This is a genomic window from Pseudoflavonifractor intestinihominis (genome assembly GCF_040096055.1).
Taxonomy (GTDB): Bacteria; Bacillota; Clostridia; order Oscillospirales; family Oscillospiraceae; genus Pseudoflavonifractor; species Pseudoflavonifractor intestinihominis.
This window is the reverse complement of sequence record NZ_JBBMFK010000004.1, coordinates 1-19,181: the sequence shown is the minus strand read 5'-3', so window position 1 is coordinate 19,181 and position 19,181 is coordinate 1. Positions and strand designations below refer to the sequence as shown.

At 64.8% G+C, this 19,181-nt stretch carries 14 protein-coding genes; 4 read left to right on the top strand and 10 right to left on the bottom strand.

Going from position 1 to position 19,181, the window contains the following annotated elements; genetic code table 11:
• Positions 1-86: 86 nt before the first annotated feature.
• On the bottom strand, positions 87-1,898 hold the full coding sequence (locus tag WMO64_RS03390; RefSeq protein WP_349231013.1) for an FAD-dependent oxidoreductase: 1,812 nt from the start codon (positions 1,896-1,898) through the stop codon (positions 87-89).
• A 267-nt stretch (positions 1,899-2,165) separates the two neighbouring features.
• On the opposite strand from WMO64_RS03390, the gene WMO64_RS03385 reads away from it, so the two are divergent.
• From WMO64_RS03385 to WMO64_RS03370, 4 genes are read left to right on the top strand one after another with little or no spacing between them, the layout of a single operon-like run.
• Complete coding sequence (locus WMO64_RS03385; protein ID WP_294519327.1) at positions 2,166-3,839, top strand: [Fe-Fe] hydrogenase large subunit C-terminal domain-containing protein; 1,674 nt, start codon at positions 2,166-2,168, stop codon at positions 3,837-3,839.
• Positions 3,832-5,007 carry a SpoIIE family protein phosphatase gene (locus WMO64_RS03380; RefSeq protein WP_349231012.1) on the top strand — a complete coding sequence of 392 codons (1,176 nt, stop codon included), beginning with the start codon at positions 3,832-3,834 and terminating at the stop codon, positions 5,005-5,007. The genes WMO64_RS03385 and WMO64_RS03380 overlap by 8 nt, the downstream gene beginning before the upstream one ends.
• Before the next feature lie 36 nt (positions 5,008-5,043).
• Complete coding sequence (locus WMO64_RS03375) at positions 5,044-5,757, top strand: LytR/AlgR family response regulator transcription factor (protein ID WP_349231011.1); 714 nt, start codon at positions 5,044-5,046, stop codon at positions 5,755-5,757.
• A complete protein-coding gene (locus WMO64_RS03370) occupies positions 5,758-7,035 on the top strand; it encodes an ATP-binding protein (protein ID WP_349231010.1) in 1,278 nt (425 codons plus the stop codon). It abuts the gene before it with no gap.
• A gap of 54 nt (positions 7,036-7,089) precedes the next feature.
• Here WMO64_RS03370 and WMO64_RS03365 read toward each other — a convergent pair whose 3' ends face one another.
• The 9 genes from WMO64_RS03365 to WMO64_RS03325 all read right to left on the bottom strand — a co-directional run bounded on the left by WMO64_RS03365 (position 7,090) and on the right by WMO64_RS03325 (position 19,130).
• On the bottom strand, positions 7,090-8,310 hold the full coding sequence (locus tag WMO64_RS03365) for a hypothetical protein (RefSeq protein ID WP_349231009.1): 1,221 nt from the start codon (positions 8,308-8,310) through the stop codon (positions 7,090-7,092).
• Positions 8,311-8,706, bottom strand: coding sequence for a hypothetical protein (locus tag WMO64_RS03360; RefSeq protein ID WP_294519312.1), 396 nt, complete (start codon positions 8,704-8,706; stop codon positions 8,311-8,313).
• Positions 8,707-8,709: 3 nt separating this feature from the next.
• The gene (locus WMO64_RS03355) at positions 8,710-11,652 is read right to left on the bottom strand and encodes a glycoside hydrolase family 3 C-terminal domain-containing protein (protein ID WP_349231008.1); all 2,943 of its coding nucleotides are present in this window, start codon (positions 11,650-11,652) and stop codon (positions 8,710-8,712) included.
• A 330-nt stretch (positions 11,653-11,982) separates the two neighbouring features.
• On the bottom strand, positions 11,983-13,146 hold the full coding sequence (locus WMO64_RS03350) for a homocysteine S-methyltransferase family protein (RefSeq protein ID WP_294519306.1): 1,164 nt from the start codon (positions 13,144-13,146) through the stop codon (positions 11,983-11,985).
• Positions 13,147-13,313: 167 nt separating this feature from the next.
• Positions 13,314-14,264: an ROK family protein gene (locus WMO64_RS03345; protein WP_294519303.1), complete on the bottom strand. Its 951-nt coding sequence runs from the start codon at positions 14,262-14,264 to the stop codon at positions 13,314-13,316.
• Positions 14,265-14,579: 315 nt separating this feature from the next.
• Positions 14,580-15,656, bottom strand: a complete 1,077-nt coding sequence (locus WMO64_RS03340; RefSeq protein ID WP_349231007.1) for a lysylphosphatidylglycerol synthase transmembrane domain-containing protein — start codon at positions 15,654-15,656, stop codon at positions 14,580-14,582.
• A 105-nt stretch (positions 15,657-15,761) separates the two neighbouring features.
• Positions 15,762-16,853 (bottom strand): MGDG synthase family glycosyltransferase, encoded by a 1,092-nt coding sequence (locus WMO64_RS03335; RefSeq protein WP_294519298.1) that lies wholly within the window; start codon positions 16,851-16,853, stop codon positions 15,762-15,764.
• 261 nt (positions 16,854-17,114) lie between these two features.
• On the bottom strand, positions 17,115-17,621 hold the full coding sequence (locus WMO64_RS03330; protein WP_349231006.1) for a phage holin family protein: 507 nt from the start codon (positions 17,619-17,621) through the stop codon (positions 17,115-17,117).
• Positions 17,622-17,633: 12 nt separating this feature from the next.
• Positions 17,634-19,130, bottom strand: a complete 1,497-nt coding sequence (locus WMO64_RS03325; RefSeq protein ID WP_349231005.1) for an N-acetylmuramoyl-L-alanine amidase — start codon at positions 19,128-19,130, stop codon at positions 17,634-17,636.
• Between the last annotated feature and the right edge of the window lie 51 nt (positions 19,131-19,181).

The window sequence follows — 19,181 nt, the reverse complement described above, 5'->3', positions numbered from 1 at the left end:
AGGATTATTTTTCCGCACGCCATCCAAAAAATGCGCAGAAAACCGCCCCCGGCGGTTGGCCGGGGGCGGTAAGAAAGGAACTGGGATTACTGGGCGTAAGCCGCGGCGTTGGCGCCGGCGATGCGGCCCCAGGCGAAGCAGTTGGCCAGGGTGAAGCCCATGTAGGCGCTGTTGGCGCTGGCCTCGCCGGCCACGTACAGGCCGGGGATGCTGGTGCCGTCGGCCCGGATGACTTCGGCGTTCTCGTTGCGGGCGATGCCGCCGTAGGTGATGATCTCGCAGGGCACCAGGGGGATGGCCACGTAGGGGGCGGTCAGCTTGGCCAGCTCGTCGCCGGTGCGGCGGAACTCCTGGTCATAGCCGGCGTCCACGTAGGCGTTGAAGTTGTTGATGGTCTCCTCCAGCCCGGCGGCATCCACGCCCAGGTTGGCGGCGAACTCCTCGATGGTGTTGCCGGTGACGTACTCCAGGTCCAGGTTGCGCTTGGTCTTGCCGTTGGTGGCGTCAATGGCGGCCTGGTCGGAGATGGCCCAGACGTAGCCCAGGCCGTCCTTGTGCATCTGGTCGAACACGGGGCTGTTGAGCTTCTGGGTCATGTAGCCCTGGTCCTTCTCGTTGACGAAGCGCTTGCCCTCGGCGCCCACCATGATCACGTTGGGCAGGGCCATGAAGCCGTTGTTGTTGGCGGTGGCGGAGGTGCCGTTGTGCTCGGCCATGATGGTGTAGTCCTTGAGGACGCACATCATGTCGTCGGTGTGGGTGGTGGCGGCGCCCACGTTGCTGGCCATGATGATGCCGTCGCCGGTGGAGCCGGGGAAGCCGATGCCGAAGGTGCCGGCCAGCTCGGGGGTGAAGCGGGCGGTGAGCTCGGGGTTGTAGGCGTAGCCGCCGGTGCAGATGACCACGCTCTTGGCGGTGATGGTGAACTCGCTGCCGCCCTTCTCGGCCTTCACGCCGCCCACGCTGCCGTCGGCGTTCATGACCAGCTCAGTGGCCTTGGTCTCCAGCATGAGCTCCACGCCGGCGTCGTCCAGGGTCTTGCTGAAGGGCTCGGCCATGCCGGCGCCCGCGCCGTCCACCTGGTGCATCATCTGCAGGGGGCCGTAGCCCACCTTCACGTCGGTGAAGTTCAGACCCACCCGGTCGGCCAGCCAGTTGATGGTCTCGCCGCTCTTCTCCAGGGTGATGGTGGTGAGCACCGGGTCCAGATGGTAGGAGGCGTTGCTCATCAGGTTGTCGTACATCTCGTCGAAGGTGAGCTCAATGCCCATCTCCTTCTGCAGGTCGCTGCCGTAGGCGCCGATGACGCCCTGGGAGGTGAAGGTGGTGCCGCCGATGGAGGCCATCTTCTCCAGCAGGATGACGGTGCCGGCGCCCTGGTCCTTGGCCTCGATGGCGGCGCACAGGCCGGCGCCGCCCGCGCCGATGACCACCACGTCGGCGGTCATGTCGCCGGTGGTCTCGGTCTCGTCGGACTGGACGGGCACCTGCTTGAGGGCCTCCACGTCGCCGCCGGCCTCGGTGATGGCGGCGGCCACGGCGGTCAGGATGGCGTTGCTGGTGTTGGTGGCGCCGCTGACGGTGTCAACACCCAGGGACTGGTTGTCCACGATGGCCTTGGGGATGCGCTCCAGGGCGGGGGCGGCGATGCTCTCGGTCTCGGACTGCTCGGTCACCACCACGCTGGTGATGGCGCTGTCGCTGACGGTGACCTCAACGGTCACAGGGCCGTTGTTGCCGTCGGCAGTGCCGGTGTAGGTACCGGCGGTGTAGGCGCCGGCAGGAGCGGGGTTGCCGCTGGGGTTCTCGGAGCTCTGGGGCTGGCTGTTACAGCCGGCCAGCATGCCCACCAGGAGCGCGGAGCCGAGCAAGAGGCTGATTCCTTTTTTCAGATTCATTGAGGTGTTCCTCCTTCTTCTTTCCTGAGCTGTCTTTCCCTCGGTTCAGGTTGTCAAGATTATAACATTTTTCTCACCCTCTTACAAGCTAAATTTGACAAATTATTTGCATTTTCGTCCATTAGTTATTTTATTTTTTGTATTTGTTGCACATTTCTTTCGTTATCTTGCGGTCAGAATCTCCGCCGCAGCAAGAACACAGGTGAATTGACAGGCGTACCTTCCGCCGATATACTGAACGTAAGAAATTATGGGGAGGCGCGGCCCATGGACGACTATATCAGGCTGAAAAAGTCCAACTGCAAGAACTGCTACAAGTGCATCCGCAACTGTCCCGTCAAGTCCATCCGGTTCTCCGACCACCAGGCCAACATCGTCCCCGACGAGTGCATCCTCTGCGGCCGGTGCTTTGTGGCCTGCCCCCAGAACGCCAAGGAGGTGCGGGACGACCTGCCCGCCGCCCGGGCCCTGCTCGCCGGCGGCGCGCCGGTGTATGCCAGCGTGGCCCCCTCCTTTGTGGCCGCCTGGGACGGGGTGACCATCTCCTCCATGGAGAACGCCCTGAAGGCCCTGGGCTTTGCCGGGGCCGAGGAGACCGCCCTGGGGGCCACCATGGTCAAGACGGAGTACGAGCACCTGACCGCCGCCGGGGAACAGCAGGTCATCATCTCCACCTGCTGCCACACGGTGAACCTGCTGGTGCAGAAGCACTTCCCCGAGGTGCTGCCCGCCCTGGCCAAAGTGGTGTCCCCCATGCAGGCCCACTGCCGGGACCTGAAGCGGCGGCACCCCGGGTGCCGCACCGTGTTCATCGGCCCCTGCATCTCCAAAAAGGATGAGGCCGAGTCCTACCCCGGCATTGTGGACTGCGTGCTCACCTTTGAGGAGCTGTCCGCCTGGCTGGAGCAGTCAGGCGTGACCCTGGAGCAGGGGACTGACGGCAACCAGGAGAGCCGGGCCCGGCTCTTCCCCACCACCGGCGGCATCCTGCGCACCATGGCGGAGCGGAACCCGGACTACGCCTACCTGGCGGTGGACGGCATCGACAACTGCATCACCGCCCTGCGGGACATCGCCGAGGGCCGGATGGGCAAGTGCTTCATCGAGATGTCCGCCTGTCCCGGCAGCTGCATCGGCGGTCCGGCCATGGGCAAGAACCGCCGGGCTGCGGTGCGGGACTTTGTCACCGTGGACCGGTACGCCGGCCCCGCCGACTTCCCCTTCGAGCCCCTGCCGCCGGAGAAGATGAACAAGCGCTTTCCCCTGCTGCTCAGCGGACAGGTCAAGCCGGGCAGCGCCGCCATTGAGGAGGTGCTGCGGCAGATGGGCAAAACCCGTCCCTCCGACGAGCTCAACTGCGGCACCTGCGGGTACGACACCTGCCGGGAGAAGGCGGCGGCCGTGCTGGCGGGCAAGGCGGACATCACCATGTGCCTGCCCTACCTGAAGGAGCGGGCCGAGTCCTTCTCCGACCACATCATCCAGAACACCCCCAACGCCATCGTGGTCTTTGACGACACCCTGGTCATCCAGCAGGTCAACGACGCGGCCTGCCGTCTGCTGGGGGCCGGGCCGGAGGAGCTGAAGGGCACCCAGCCCGGGGGGCTCCTGGCCCCGGAGGTCTACGCGGAGACCCTCCAGCTGGGCCGCCCTTACCACCAGAAATGCCTCTACCTCCAGGATTATGACAAATATGTGGAGCAGATGGTCACCTACGACGAGGGCTACCATATCCTCATCTGCATCATGCGGGACATCACCGCCGAGGAGCGGGAGCGGGAGCGCCGGGAGGCGGTGAACGCCATCACCCTGGAGGTGGCGGACAACGTCATCGCCAAGCAGATGCGCACCGTCCAGGAGATCGCCTCCCTGCTGGGGGAGACGGCGGCGGAGACCAAGGTGGCCCTCACCAAGCTGAAGGAGAGCCTGGGCCATGAGTGAACTGATTCCCGACGTGGGCTATGTGAGCCTGAACAAATTCGGCGAGCAGCTGTGCGGCGACCACGTGGAGATCGTGGACGGCGGAGACGGCAGCCTGGTGGTGGTGCTGGCCGACGGGCTGGGCTCGGGCGTGAAGGCCAGCATCCTGTCCACCCTGACGGCCAAGATCATCTCCACCATGATGGCCAACGGCCTGTCCCTGGCCGACTGCGTGGACACCATTGCCGCCACCCTGCCGGTGTGCTCGGAGCGGCAGGTGGCCTACTCCACCTTCACCATCCTGCGCTTTGCCGGGGGCAAGACAGCCCAGATTATCCAGTACGACAACCCCCACGTCATCCTCCTGCGGGACGGCCACCCCTACGCCTACCCCCAGGACATGGTGGAGATCGACGGCAAGAAGATCTACCAGGCCAGCCTTGACCTGATGGAAAACGACACCTTTGTGGCCTTCAGCGACGGGGCCCTCCACGCCAGCGTGGGGCCGGTGCTGGACCTGACCTGGGACCGGTGGGCCATCGGCCAGTTTCTGGAGACCATGTACGACCCCCACGCCACCGCCAAGACCGTGTCCTCCGTTCTGGCCGGAGAGTGCAAGCGGCTCTACGGCGAGCGGCCCGGGGACGACACTACGGTGTGCACCGTCCGGCTCCGGCGGCGGCAGACCGTCAGCCTGATGCTGGGCCCCTCCCGTGACCCGGACGACGAGGAGGCCATGCTCACCGCCTTTTTCGCCGAGCCGGGCAAGCACATCGTCTCCGGCGGCACCACCTCTGCCCTAGCCGCCCGGCACCTGGGCCGTGAGCTGGACACCACCCTCCCCGCCTACGTGGACCCGGAGATCCCGCCCACAGCCAGGCTGGAGGGGGTGGACCTGGTCACCGAGGGGGTGGTCACCCTGGGGCGGGTGGTGGAGTACGCCAGGGACTACCTGGGGGACAACGCCCGGTACAGCCAGTGGGGCTATAAAAAGGACGGGGCCTCCCTGGCCGCCCGGATTCTCTTTGAGGACGCCACCCACGTCAACCTGTACATCGGCCGGGCGGTCAACCCGGCCCACCAGGCCGCCGGCCTGCCCATCGGATTCGACCGGAAGATGCAGATCGCCGACCAGCTCTCCGACTGTCTCAAGCAGATGGGAAAGACGGTCAAGATGTACAAATTCTGACCAAAAGGCTGATTTTTTGTGGAGAGGAGGGATTTTGTGTTCCGAATCGCCATCGCGGAGGACGACGAGGCCTGCGCCCGGCAGCTGCGGGAGTACCTGGACCGGTACGGCCGGGAGAACGGCGAGGAGCTGGAGGTCCGGTGGTTCCCCGACGGCCTGGAGCTGGTGGAGGAGTACCGCCCCATCTACGACCTGATCCTTCTGGACATCGAGATGCCCCACCTGGACGGCATGACCGCCGCCCAGAAGATCCGCCGCGCGGACAGCGAGGTGCTCATCCTCTTCATCACCAACATGGCCAAGTACGCCATCAGCGGCTACGAGGTGGAGGCCCTGGGCTTCATGCTCAAGCCGGTGAACTACTTCTCCCTGTCCCTCAAGCTGAAAAAGGCCTTCTCCTACCTCCACAGCCGGGCCCAGAAGAGCCTGATGGTCCCCACTCAGGAGGGGATGCAGAAGATCTCCGCCTCGGACATCCGCTACGCGGAGGTGGCGGACCACCGGCTCCAAATTCATACCGCCCAGGGGGTATACACCATGCGGGGCACCCTCCAGGAGCTGGAGGAAGAGCTGGAGGGTCAGCACTTTGCCCGGTGCAACAAGGGCTATCTGGTCAACCTGCGCCACATCCAGCTCATCAAGAGCGACCGAGTGGTCGTGGCCGGGGGCGACGAGCTGCTCATGAGCCGCAGGAAGAAGGAGGAATTCCTCCTGGCGGTGACCGAATACTATGGAAAAGGGGGCCGGTAGATGGAATTTCTCGACTTAGTGGACAATTTTCTCAAGCAGACCATACAGACCCGGGACCTGCTGCTGGCCTGCGGGCTCTTCGCCATCCCCCTGGCCAAGCGCCCCCACCTGTGGGTCAAGCTGGCACTGGGTATCCCCGCCTCCCTGGCCCTCTCCTGCCTCATCCCCCATGGCACCTTCAGCTACCTGCTGGAGCTGCTGGTAGTCATCGCCCTGGTGTGGCTGTGCTGCGACCTGCCGGTGACCGACGCCGTGTACTGCGGCGTGTGCGGGTACGCCTGCCAGCACATCGCCTACGCCGTCTACTCCATTATCCGGGCCCTGCTCCCCGGCGTGTCCTGGGAGAATCCGCCCGGTCTCTCCCTCCCCTATTTTCTGATCTATCCCCCGGTCTTTGTCCTGCTCTACTTTCTCTTCGGCCGGAACCTGGCCGGCGGCGGCCGGTACGACGTGGACGTACACCAGACCCTGTTCTCCTCCATCGGCACCCTGGCGGTGGTGTGGCTCCTCAGCACCGTGGCCCAGACCCTGGCGGCGGGCAATCCGGGCATCAGCATCGTGTGCCATCTGTACGGCATCTTCTGCTGCGTGTCCATGTTCTGGGGGCAGGTCAACCAGCGCAACCGCTCCCGGCTGGAGCGGGAGCTGGTGCTCCAGCAGCAGCTCGCCCGCCAGCAGCGGGAGCAGTACGAACTCACCCAGGAGACCATCGACATCATCAACCGCAAGTGCCACGACCTGAAGCACCAGGTGGCCGCCCTGCGGAACATCTCCTCGGAGGAACAGCGGGAGGCCCACCTGTCCGAGATCGAGCGCTCCATCCAGATCTACGACTCCACCCTGGAGACGGGCAGCCGGGTGCTGGACACAGTGCTCACCGAGAAGAGCCTGTACTGCGGCGCCCACCAGATCACCATGACCTGCATGGCCGACGGACGGCGGCTCTCCTTCCTGGACGACGTGGACGTGTACACCATCTTCGGCAACGCCATCGACAACGCCATTGAGAGCGTCAGCGGCCTGACCGACCCGGAGAAGCGGGCCATCGCCGTGTCGGTGTGGAGCAAGAGCGGCCTGCTGCTCATCCAGTTTGAGAACTACTATGAGAAGGAGCTCCGCTTTGAAAACGGCATTCCGGCCACCACAAAGGCGGACAAGGCGGACCACGGCTTCGGCATCCGCTCCATCGGCTACACCGTGAAGAAGTACGGCGGCCACCTGGCCATCAGCGCTGAGGACCACCTGTTCCTGCTGAGCATCTCCATTCCCCTGCCCTGACACAGCAAAACTCCCCGCCGCAGTGTGCGGCGGGGAGTTTTTGTGCCTCCAGGCTCAATAGTCCGGGTCCAGAGAGGTGCGCAGGGTGGAGTGGTCGAAGCTCAGGTTGGCGGTGCCATCCCCGTTGTCAGTCCAGATGCCCTCAATGTGAGAGGGGCCCTGGGGCGGCATCTCGCTGTACTGGTCAAAGCGGAAGGTGCCGTCGGTGTACAGCTCCAGGGGGCCGTCCTTGATGGCAAAGGGGCGGTTGTCGCTGGTCATGCTGTAGGTGTAGGCGGATCCGGCGGAGGCGGCGGTGGGCGTGGCGGTGAAGTTGAAGCTGATGGAGCTGTTGCCGCAGTTGAACACGCCGCCGTTGGTCAGGTCAAAGCGGTCCACGTACTGGGGATAGCTGAAGGAGTTGCGGGCAATGCCGTCGGTGTAGTAGTAGTTGGCGGAGATCACGTTGTGGCCGTCAAAGGTGACGCCCTGGGCCACCTGGGTGGTGTCCGAGGTGGGATTGGTGACAAAGGCGCTCTCGCTGTGGGCCACCGCGGTGATGTCATAGGTGGCGCCCGGGGTCAGGGCGTCAGAGACGGCGTTGTAGTGGTCGGCGGACAGGTCCTCCACCGTGACCACCACCGCGTCGGCGGCGTGGGCCGTGTTGGTGAAGGTCACCTCCACGGTGTCCGGGTAGACCTGGTACATGTAGTCGGCAATGTTGGACACCTGGACGTCAACGGTGCCGTCAAAGGTGTTCCACAGGTAATCCACCACCGGGGCGTCCTGGGCGCCGGAGAAGGAGTAGGTGGCGGTGGCGGCGGTGGACATGGCGTGGGCGGAGTCGTTCAGGCTGGGGAAGGCGAACACCTTCACCAGGTACTCGCCGTAGCCGTACTGGACCAGGTCGTCGATGTTGCCCGAGTAGGTCTCGCCGCCGGTGCCGGTGGCGGCGATGGAGTTGCTGGAGAAGAGGAAGGGGTCGCTGTCGCCGGTGGCGTCGGGGGCGCAGAAGTAGACCAGGTAGTAGTCCGCGTTGGCCACGCCGGTGAAGGAGTAGTCCCCGTTCTCGCTGAGGGTGAAGTCGGCAGGGGCATCCAGCTTGGCGGCCGTGCTCTGGCTCTCCGTGGCGGAGCCGCCGGCGGAGGTGCTGCTGGCGAACCAGTCGTCCATGACGGCCCCCACCTCGTCGTAGTAGGTGTTGATGTTGTCCAGGGCCGTGGTGGCGCAGGAGGTGCACAGCAGGCCCAGCACGCCCGCCGTGAGCAGCAGGCTGAGAAGTTTACGCGGTTTCATTCAAGCCGCCTCCTTTCTGGTGAAGCAGGAGGCAATCCCCAGGATGGCCGTGGCGAAGCAGAGCAGAATGATGGCCACCACAGGCACCAGGGAGCCCCGGGCGCCGTACATGGTGATGTTGTTGAGCCGGTCGGCCCAGACGGGGTAGCTGTTGAGGAAGAACAGGCCCACGCCGTAGGACACCAGGAGCACCTGGACCAGGTTGAGGAACTCGGTGGCCTTCTTGTCCACCAGGGCATAGGCCAGTCCGCAGACCGCGCCCAGCAGAAGGGCCAGGACCACGATGGAGTCCATATAGCTGTAGATGGCGCCGTAGATGATAAACGCGACCAGAGCAACCAGATTGACCGCCGCGGCGATCAGGCTCAGCTTCGCGCTGATGCTTTTTCCCTTCATACCTTACTTCACCTCCGCAGTGTGCTTTTTCTTGTACACCATGACGGCGCTGGCGGCGGTGCAGACCACAAAGCCCACGCCCAGCACCGCCGTGGCGATCAGCAGGGCCTTCTGCCAGCCGGGCACGATGGTGAGGATGGTGCTGCCGCTGGTCAGGCCGTTGACCGACCAGGTCCGGCTGAGGACATACAGGTCGTGCTTGGCGGCCTCACGCAGGTAGGAGAGGATGGCGGTGTCGCCGCCGTCGATGAGGCCCTGGATGGCGTTGCGGTAGGCGCCGGCGTCCAGGCAGTAGTAGTCCTGACCGGTGACCAGGAACTCGGCGAAGTGGTTCTTGTAGGCGTAGGAGGAGTAGCCGTCGGAGGTGACGTGGCCCTTGAAGCCCCACTCGCCCCGGAGCACGCCGTCCAGCAGGGCGGGGTTGGCGTTGTTGGGCACGCAGCCGATGCGGTTGAATGCGGTCATGACGCTCAGGGCGCCGCCCTCACAGAAGGCCCCCTCAAAGGCCCGGAGATAGTTCTCACGCAGGGCCTGCTCGTTGGTGAAGGTGGCCACGCCGTCACGGGCGTAGTCCTGGTCGTTGAGGGCGAAGTGCTTGATGCAGAAGGTGGTGCCCACGGCCTGCATAGCGGCGGCCTCGTGGGTGCCCACGATGTAGCCGAAGTTGCCGTCCTCAGACCAGTACTGGTGGTTGCGCCCGCCGAAGGGGGTGCGGTGCAGGTCGCCGCCGCCGTACCAGATCTCGGTGGCGCCGCAGAACAGGGACTCAATGCCCAGCAGGCGGCCCCGCTGGTCAAACCGCTCGGTGTTCCAGGTGCGGGAGGTGGTGACCTCGGACACCCAGCCGATGCAGCTGGCATTGTTGCACACCAGGTTGCCGATGCCGGTGTTGTCGTCGGTGCGGTTGGCGCCGGGCATGCCCACGCTCTCGATGGGGTCGTAGCCGTCGTTGTCGGAGATCAGGCTGAGCATCTCGTCGATGGACAGCTGGTCCAGGAAGGCGTTCCAGGTCTCCTCGTCGTCAAAGCCGGTGTAGTACAGGTCGGCGAAGGTCAGGCCGGTGTCCGCGCCGGTGGTGAAGGTCTCGCCGGTGTCGTACTCCGAGGCGTTGTACCAGTCGGGGATCATGTCCTCCAGCATCTCCTCGGTCATGGCCACCTTGATGGCCTCGGCGGGGTAGGTGCCCTCCCAGTCGGAGCGGGAGAGGTAGGTGAAGTCGTAGTCGTAGTAGTTGATGTCGGCCTTGTCAAAGAGGTTGGTGACCTCCACGCCGGTGAACCGGGACAGGTCATAGCTCTCGGTGTCCAGCTCGGCCTGGTTCCAGGTGTGGGTCTTGGCGGCGTCGCCGTCGTAGTCCATACCGTTGGCGGTGGTGCAGCCCTTGGCGGCCAGGATGTTGTTCAGCGCGTCGTGGGCGCTGGTGCCGATGGCCAGGTAGTAGTCCCCCGCGCTGAGGATGTATCCGGCGGCGCCGTAGGTGTCGTAGCTGGCCAGGAAGTAGCGGTCCACCTCAACGGTGACGGTCTCGCTGGCGCCCGGCTCCAGGGTGCCGGTCTTGCCCATGCCCACAAACTGGACGGCCGCCTTCTCTACGTTGTTCTGCTTCTCGTAGTCGCCGTAGGGGGTCTGGGCATAGACCTCCACCACGTCCATACCGGCCACGTCGCCGGTGTTGGTCACGGTGACCTCCACCAGGTAGGAGTCGGTGTTGGGGTCGTACTCCACGCCGTCCAGGGTCTGCTCAAAGGTGGTGTAGCTCAGGCCGTAGCCGAAGGGGAACACCACCTCGTCGGTGTAGCTCCAGGCTCCGCCGGTGGAGGAGCCCACGGCGCTGGAGGCGTTGCCCGCACCCAGGACGGTGTCCTCGTAGCGGGTCTCATAGTACTTGTAGCCGGTGTAGATGCCCTCGGCGTAGAGGATCCAGTTGCTCTCCGAGGTGCCGTCGGCGCCCCAGTCCGCGTCATTGGCGGCCACCCAGTCCAGGTTGGACCACTGCTGGGTGTTGTTGCCCGCATAGGTGACGGCGGGAGCGGACAGGGAGTTGGCGGCGTAGGTGTCCACCACGCGGCCGGAGGGATTGGCGGCGCCCACCATCAGGTTGACCACGCCGGTGTAGCCCACCGCGCCGGGACGGCCCACCAGCATGCAGGCGTCCACGCCGTAGTCGTCCAGCCAGTCCAGCTCCATGGCCTGCTCGGAGTTGATGAGCACGATGATGGAGCCGAACACGCCGGCCTCCTTCTGGCTCTGGAGGTAGGCCATCAGATCGGCCTCGTTGTCGGACAGGCCCAGGTAGTGGTTGCCGTCGTCGTTGTAGAGGGATGCGTCGTTGCTCTCGCTGCCCGCCCGGGACAGGACCACGATGGCCGCGTCGTTGCAGCTGCTCTGCCAGGAGCTCTCCTGGGCCTTCACGTCGGCGATGGGGGCCTCCACCACAGAGGTGATGCTGGTGGTGCCCAGGTCGGCGTAGGCGGTGTCGCCCAGGGTGGCGTTCACGTTCTCCGCGCCCAGGGCGTCCTGAAGGGCGGAGGTCAGGGTGGAGGCCACGATGGACTCAAAGGGAGTGCGGGTGGAGGTGCCGATGGGGTGGAACGCGCCGTTGCCGAAGATGGTCACGCCGGCCCCCTCCGCCAGAGGCAGAGCCCCGTTGTTGGTCAGGAGCACGGTGCCCTCTTCGGCCTGCTTGATGTTCTCGGCGGCCACGTCCATCTCCAGCATCAGGGCCGCCTGGTTGTTGTTGGGGTCGGTGCCGTACTCGTTGTCGTAGACCACCGCGTCGGCCGCCGCGGCGTCGTCACTGTGGATGATCTGGGTGGTGGAGACGCCCAGGGCCTGGTTGATGACGCCCGCATAGTGGAAGGTCAGCGTGGTTGCGGCGGTGCACAGGAAAAACAGAAACGCCATGATTCCGGCCACGCCGCGCAAGATTGCCGCTTTTCTTTTCATATACGTCCTCCTCTGCTTGTTCTTGTTGTGCCAGGATGTTCCTCTTTCTCTTCCTCCTCCGTCAAAAGTTCAGAGGGCCGTCCGCCCTCCGTGCCGCGGAGCATGTCTCCCGCGACACGTTCTGTCTGTCAGTATAGATATTTACCGCCGGTTCGGCGCGGTTTTGTCTCAAGCGGTTTATTTGCCGCCCGAAACGGTCAAAGCGGTCAAGAAAAAGCGCAGCTGTTTTGGTCATTTTCGCCAAAACAGCTGCGCTGAAAACAGCAAAATGCCCCGCCGGGCGTGTCCCATTACAGGCACATCCGGCGGGGCAAAAGAGTTCTTTTTCTATTAAAGCAGGACCAGGCCGTATTTTTTCGCCATCTCGGCCAGGAATTCCGGCTCCAGGTCGCCGGTGCCGTCCCAGAAGGCCCGGCCCTGGTACACCCGCAGGGCCTGCTCCAGCAGCTCGGGCACGTCGGACCACAGGCACAGGGCATCCCGGATGGCGTACTGGTTCTCCGCAAAGACGGCCACGTCGTCCTCCTCCAGAATGGCGATCTTCAGCGCCCCCTGGGGACAGATCTCCTCCGCCTCCAAGATCTCCTCCATCAGGTCGGGGGTACACTCGATGGTCTCCCCTACGTCCACGTCGGGGGTGATGAACCGGGCCTCCTTCTCGCTGGCGCAGGGGATCACGTCCGGGTCGCGCTCCGGCGGCACAAAGCGGGAGAGGTCCACCTGCTCCAGGTCCCGGCTCAGGGCGGCCACGCCCTCGCCGCTGATGCCTCCGCCGCAGGCAAAGACCCGAACCCCCGCCTCTGCCAGCGTCTGGGGCGCGGGCATGGCGCTGTCCGCCACCACCGCCAGAGGGATGGTTGCGTAGGGCGTCAGCCGCTGGAGCTGCTCCAGCAGCACCTCCGCCCCCTCGCCGCAGGACAGCCCGAAGGCGGCCGCGCCCATGCCCTGCATCACGATCAGGGCGGCCAGCACGTCGGTGCCCGACTCCGTGCGCCCCTCCTCGTCGCAGCGGGCCAGCACCACCACCGGCTTCCCCGAGGCCTGTCCCACCGCCAGCATGGCGGCCCGCTCCTCGGCCATGGTCATGCCCTCCGCCAGCAGGAACAGGTCCACGCCCGCCTCCTCCAGGGCGGCGGCCTGTTCGGCATAGGCCGTCACCAATTCCTCAAAGGTCACGTCGCCGAAGGGCTCCAGCTCCTGCCCGGCGGGCCCCATGCCCCCGGCCACCAGGACCTCCGGCCCCACCGCCCGGCGGGTCAGCTCCACCAGGGTGCGGTTGTACCCACGCACGTCCTCCTCCCCGTCCCGGCGGGGCAGGCGGAACCGGTTGCCCCGAAAGGTGGGCGCCGCCACCGCGCCGCAGCCGGCCGCGGCCCAGGACCGCTGGAGCAGGTTCAGCTTCTCCCGGTGCCCGGGGAGCCAGGTGCTCTCCCGGCCGCCGTCCGTCCCGCCGTCCTCGGCGCCGCCGATGAGAAGAGGCACAGGTATGTCCATGGAATCGTTTCCTCCTTGGGCTTCATATATTTGGAATTCAGTATACCGGGTTCTGCCTGAAATTGCAAGGCAATCTTCCCGCTGCCGGGCAAAATACGGCAGAAGGGCGGACGCCGCGCTCTGCGGCGTCCGCCCCGGGTGGTTCAGTCTGGAGTTTGGTGCCCGTCTCAGCGGAACAGGGGCAGCAGGGCCGCGCCGATGATGCCCGCGTCGTTGCCCAGCTGGGCCAGAGTGAGGATGGTGCGGCGCTTGCTGTCCCGGGCGTAGTCCTCCCGGTCCACGATGGCCCGCACAGGCCCCATCAGGGTCTCGCCGGCGCCGGCCACACCGCCGCCCACGCAGAAGATCTCGGGCTGGAAGATGTTGATCAGGCTGGTGATGCCGCAGGCCAGATAGGACTGGTACTCCTCCACCAGCTCCTTGGCCAGCAGGTCCCCCTGGGAGGCCGCGTCAAACACGGTGCGGGCCTCCACCTTGTCCAGGTCGCCGTCGGCCAGCTTCCACAGCAGGGTCTCCCGGTTGTCCTGCATCCGCTCCCGGGCCCGCTTGATGATGGCGGTGGCGGAGGCGTAGGTCTCAAAACAGCCCCGGCGGCCGCAGGTGCACAGCCGGCCGTTGTACTCGATGACGAAGTGGCCCACTTCCAGACCGGCGTAGTTGAAGCCGGTGTACAGCTTGCCGTCCAGCACGGCGCCGCCGCCCACGCCGGTGCCCAGGGTGATGGCCACCATGGACTGGCTGCCCTTGCCCGCGCCGGCGGCATACTCGCCCAGAGCCGCGGCGTTGGCGTCGTTCTCGATGTAGACCTCCTTGCCCAGGCGGGCCTTGAGCATGTCGGCCAGGGGCACGTTGTGGAAGTCCAGGTTGGACCAGTACTCCACGATGCCGTTCTTGGGGTCAATGACGCCGGGGGATCCGATGCCCACCGACGCAATATCATCCATGGTGAAACCGCCGGCGGTCAGCGCCTGCCGGGCCGCCTCGGCCATGGCGGCGGCAACGGCCTCCGCGCCGGTACGGGGCGTGGAGATCTTGCCCCGGCTGAGAATGGTGCCCGCTTCATCCACTACGGCGGCCGCCACATTGATGCCGCCCAGGTCAATGCCCAGATACTTCATAAGAAAAAGTCCTCCCTTTTTCTGCTTTGTTCTCCGCAGCCGCTCCCCACTCCCTCTTGACCCTGTCCCTGAGGACCGGGCCCATAAAAGCGGCCGCGCTGCCGCACCGGACCAGCGCGGCATTTTCTTCTCTATTATAGCGAAAAAAGCCGTGCCCCACAAGAGGGCACGGCCGTTTCCGCTGTAAAAATAATCCTTTCTCCGAGGGCATTTCAGAGGCAATCTGTGAAAACAGGTTCTGTTTTACCTGTATTTTCCCATTTTGTCCGCTCTTTTTCCACCTGCTGCGGTGGAAATGCTTCTCTCTGCACCGTCTTACGCGGCGGGGACCACTCTATTCAGCCCCGCAGCCGCTGCGCATGTGTTTTTTTCGCTGTTGCGGCGCTTGGTGGACAGGTGGACCGCCAGGGTGACGCAGCCGCTGAGGAGCAGGAAGGCGTAAAAGCTGATGCCCCGGGACACCAGTACCGCCGGCGTCACCAGGGAGGTGCCGAAAAACAGGGCGAACAGGGTGACAAAGCCGCCCTCGGTGGCGCCCACCGCGCCGGGCAGGGGCAGCGAGGAGGTGGCCAGGGTGAGCAGGGCCTGGGCGCCCACCAGCTCCATGGCCCCGTGGCCGCTCAGGCCGAAGGCCTTATACACCACAAAGGGCACCAGGAACAGGGCGGTGAGCTGCACCAGGTTCAGACCCAGCAGCACGGGCACCAGAGCGGCGTTTTTCTTAAAGCACTCCGCGCCGGAGCGGTACTCAGCCATCTGCCGCTCCAGCTTCTCCGCCGCGGCGGCCCGGTCCCGGACCAGCCGCAGCCGGGCGCCCAGGTTCAGCAGGCCGTTCATCAGCCGCCGGGCGGCGTTGGGCAGGAACATGAAGCAGAGCATCCCGGCGGTGAGGGCCAGCATGACCACCCCGCCGTAGAGCAGCAGCAGGCCCATGCCGGGGCCCATGGCGGTTATGAGGCCCGGCATGGCAATGGCCGTAACGGCTGCGTACAGGAGCACGGTCACCTGGTAGCACACGGCGATCATCATCATGTTCAGGGCCCCGTGGGCGGGGGGCACGCCGTTTTTGCTCATGTAGTAGATCTGGGCGGGCTGGCCGCCGGTGGCGGAGGGGGTGATGGAGCTGACGTAGAACCCCACAAAGGAGAAGCCCAGGCAGCGGCGGTAGGGCAGCGGATGGCCCAGGCGGCCCAGGATCAGCTTGGAGCACATGGCCTCGCTGCCCACAAAGACGAACATCAGCCCCAGGCCCAGGACCACATAGCCCGGCTTCACCCGGCCCAGCACTTCCAGCAGCTGGGAGACCGGCTGATTGCGCAGCAGCAGGTAAAAGGTCAGGGCAATGAGCCCCAGCAGCAGGATGCCTCCCGCCAGACGTTTTCCCTTACTCATGGGTGTGCACCTGCCTCCAGCCCCACGCCAGCCGCCCCGCCAGGACCAGCAGCGCGGCCAGGACGGTCAGGGCCGCAAAGCGCCCCGCAGATTTCCTTTTCTTCATCACGCGCACGCTCCCTTCATCACACGCAGGGTCTCCAGAATGGCGCCCAGGCTGTTCTCCGCCAGCTGGCCCTTCAGGCGGCGCATATTGTCCGCCATGGCCGAGAGCTTCTCCCGGTCGTAGATCAGATCGCGGATCGCCTCCAGGCAGTCCTCGATCTCCTTGGCCGCCACGGCGCCGATGCCGGCGCGGAGCAGGAACCGGGCGTTGTTGATCTCCTGCTGGAGGAAGGGCTCCCAGGTCAGCAGGGGCAGTTCGGAAAAAATGCTCTCAAACATGGTGATGCCGCCGGGCTTGGAGAGCATCAGATCCGCCTGGGCCATGTAGTCGTACACCCGGTCGGTGTACCCCACCACATGGATGTGCTCGTACTTCCCGTCCAGCCGTTCTCGCAGCTTCTCGTTCCGGCCGGCGATGATGGTGGTCTCCACCCCGGGCAGGGCGTTGAGCTCCTCATAGAACCGGTCCTTCCGGGGCAGCAGGCCCAGGCCGCCGCCCATGATGAGCAGGTGCCGCCGCTGGCCGTCCCGGCGGTGGGGGGTGGTCTTGAACTGGGCCTTCACCGGGATGCCGGTGGCCACGATGATGGCCGGGTCCACGCCCTTCCTGGCCAGCCGCTCCCGCAGCTCGGGGGTGCCCACCAGATAGCAGTCGGTGCCGCTGTTGATCCACTCGCCGTGGACGGACAGATCAGTGATGCAGGTGACCAGAGGCAGCGCCGCGCCGGTCTCCTGCTTGTAGCGGGACACCAGCTGGGCGCAGAGGGGATGGGTGGCCACCACCATGTCGGGCTCCTCCTCCCCCAGCAGGGTGGACAGACGGTCCAGGAAGTGCCACTCGAAGGGCGGATGGGCGTCGCTCTCCATGTTCTCGGTCATCTTGTAATAAGTATTGTAAATCCCGCTGCCGTGGGTGACCAGCAGGGAAAATCCCTTGTACCACGCCTCAGAGGCGCTGGGTACGGCGTAATCGATAAAGTCCAGCACCTTGACCTCCGTACCGGGCTCCTCGTCCTGGAACTGCTGCGCCAGAGACTGGGAGGCCGACCAGTGGCCCATGCCGAATTTTCCCGTCAGAATCAGGACCTTCATGTCCAACCCTCCTGTCGTTGCCTGTCTTTTCCTCTTTACAGGTCTGAGTATAGCCCGCTAATCTTTAGAAAACCCTGCCCCAAAGCTTAAAGAATCATTAAGAAAAAGAAAAACCTTCCGCACGTTTTAGATAGTTTTATATTCCACAAGTAAAAATTTGCACAGATAACCAAACTTTTATTCATTCGTTACAATACACATAAATAATGAATTAATAACAAATCAAACCCCCGCCGGAATGTTCTGGCGGGGGTTTGCGCTTTATTCGTTCTTAGTCTTCGACTGAACACCGCTGTCATCTGCCGGCACCACTTTATTGCCTGCCTCGTCCACCGCCGTCTTGGCGGCGGCCAGGCCCTTGAGGAGGATGTCAGGCACGTCCACGCCCAGAGCCACCATGTTCTCCACGATGCTGGTCAGCTCGTTGATGATGTAAATGGCCAGAATGAACCAGCCGATGAGCTGGAGGAAGGACAGGTCCAGGCCCAGCACGGTGCCCACATCGATGAACACACAGGAGACACCGAAGGCCAGAGCGATGAGCACCCAGTAGGACACCTTCTTGATAATCCCCTTTGCGCCCTTGGCAGAGCTCATGGTATCGGTCGCTCTGGCCTTGAGGACGCCGTAGACGTAGTCCACCACATTGAGCACAAAGAAGAAAGCAAACAGTGGCCAGTGTGCGCCGAAGGCATAGGACATCCCCGTCAGGACGGCGCCCCAGATGAGATTGGCCTTGTCCGCAAATGCGGCAAAGATGTTTTCCATAATATGTACCTCCTACTTTCCGGCCTTGACGGCCTGGTAGAGCCTCCATGCAAATACCGCCACCTCCTGGCGGGTGATGTTGGCTGTGGGCCGGGTGCCGTCCAGCAGACCCATGGCCTGTGCCCATGCCCAGGCCTCCGCCGCCCAGTCGGCAGGCGTGTCCGCTGCGGGCTGCTGGGGCTCCTCCGGTTCTTCCTGGCCGCTCCCCTCGCTGCACAGAGCCAGGAACTCCTCCCACGCCCCTGGGGTGGCCCGGATGGTGGCGGGGCAGTTCTTGCCGTTCCAGTCGTGGTGCTGCTTGATGTTGGCCAGCGGGATGCTGTGCTCGGCCATGAGCAGCCGCACCAGAGCGGCGGCGTTGGCCTTGGCCTTCTCAAAGTCGCCGTCCGAGTTGACACAGATTTCAATGCCAATGCTCTGGGCGTTTCCGGGGCCGGCGGCGCCGTCGCCGGCATGGTAGGCCGTCTCCCCATCGGGGATGTGCTGGACAATGGCATGGTCGTCCACGGTGTAGTGCCAGCTGGTGAGAGAGGCCTCACCGGCGCTGCTGGCCAGATACTTGCCATGGTCTTCGGCATCCGCGCCGGCGGACGTGTTGCCCGTCTCATGGATGGTAATGTAGGTGTCCGGGTTGCTGCCGCCGGGTCTGTTGCGCCGTCCGGCTGGAATCATGTTCTGCTGGATGGTGATGCCGTTGTCGGTGACCCGCTGGGCCATCTCCGCCGGCTCCAGATACTCCATGGACACCCAGCCCATGTCGGTACGCCCCCAGCCGTTCCGCTCCTCCAGGACGGCCACGACGGCTCCTTGGGCGTAGGCTCCCACCTTACCGTAGCTGGTGCCGGGACCGCTGCGGATGTTGACGCCCACGCTGGGCGTCACGGTATAATAGGTCTTGTCCATATGGTCCTCCTCGTTGTCGCTGTCCAGCCAGACGCACAGGTAGCTGTCCACCGGGCGGGTGGAGTCGATGACCTGGCCGCCGCCAAAGTCGCACTGAGCACTGCCGCCGCCGTCCAGCATGACGGCCGTCTCCGCCCCCAGGGCGTACAGCTCCGCCCGCAGCTCCTCGGGGGTGGCCGCGTCCGCCGTGCCGTCGCCGGAGACGTACAGGATCAGGTGCTCCCCGTCCAGGGCCATGGCCGTGCGGCCCCGGCGGCTGCCCAGCTCCGCGCCGTAGCTCAGGGCGTCCTGGATGCCCACCATGGGGGTGAGCAGCTCATAGCCGCCGATGTAGTTGGCCCGCTCATCGGCGGGCAGCGCGGTCAGTGCGATATCGCCGCCGGAGTCCCAGGCATAGCCCCAGCAGCCCCAGCTCTCTTTTGCCCGCACCACCCCGTCTGCCTTCAGGTGGTGGGTGGGCTTGCCGATGTACTCGAAAAATCCGGCGTTGCAGATGAGGTCGGGCTGCTCCGCCGCCTTGACCTGCTCCAGGCTCCGGCCCCCGCCGGTGACCAGGGCCAGTCGCTTGATGTGTCCGAGCCGGACACGCTGGATGTACTTGCTCATGATACCACCTCCCACTGCCACAGCCCGGCGGTGCCTGGAGCCCAAACACAA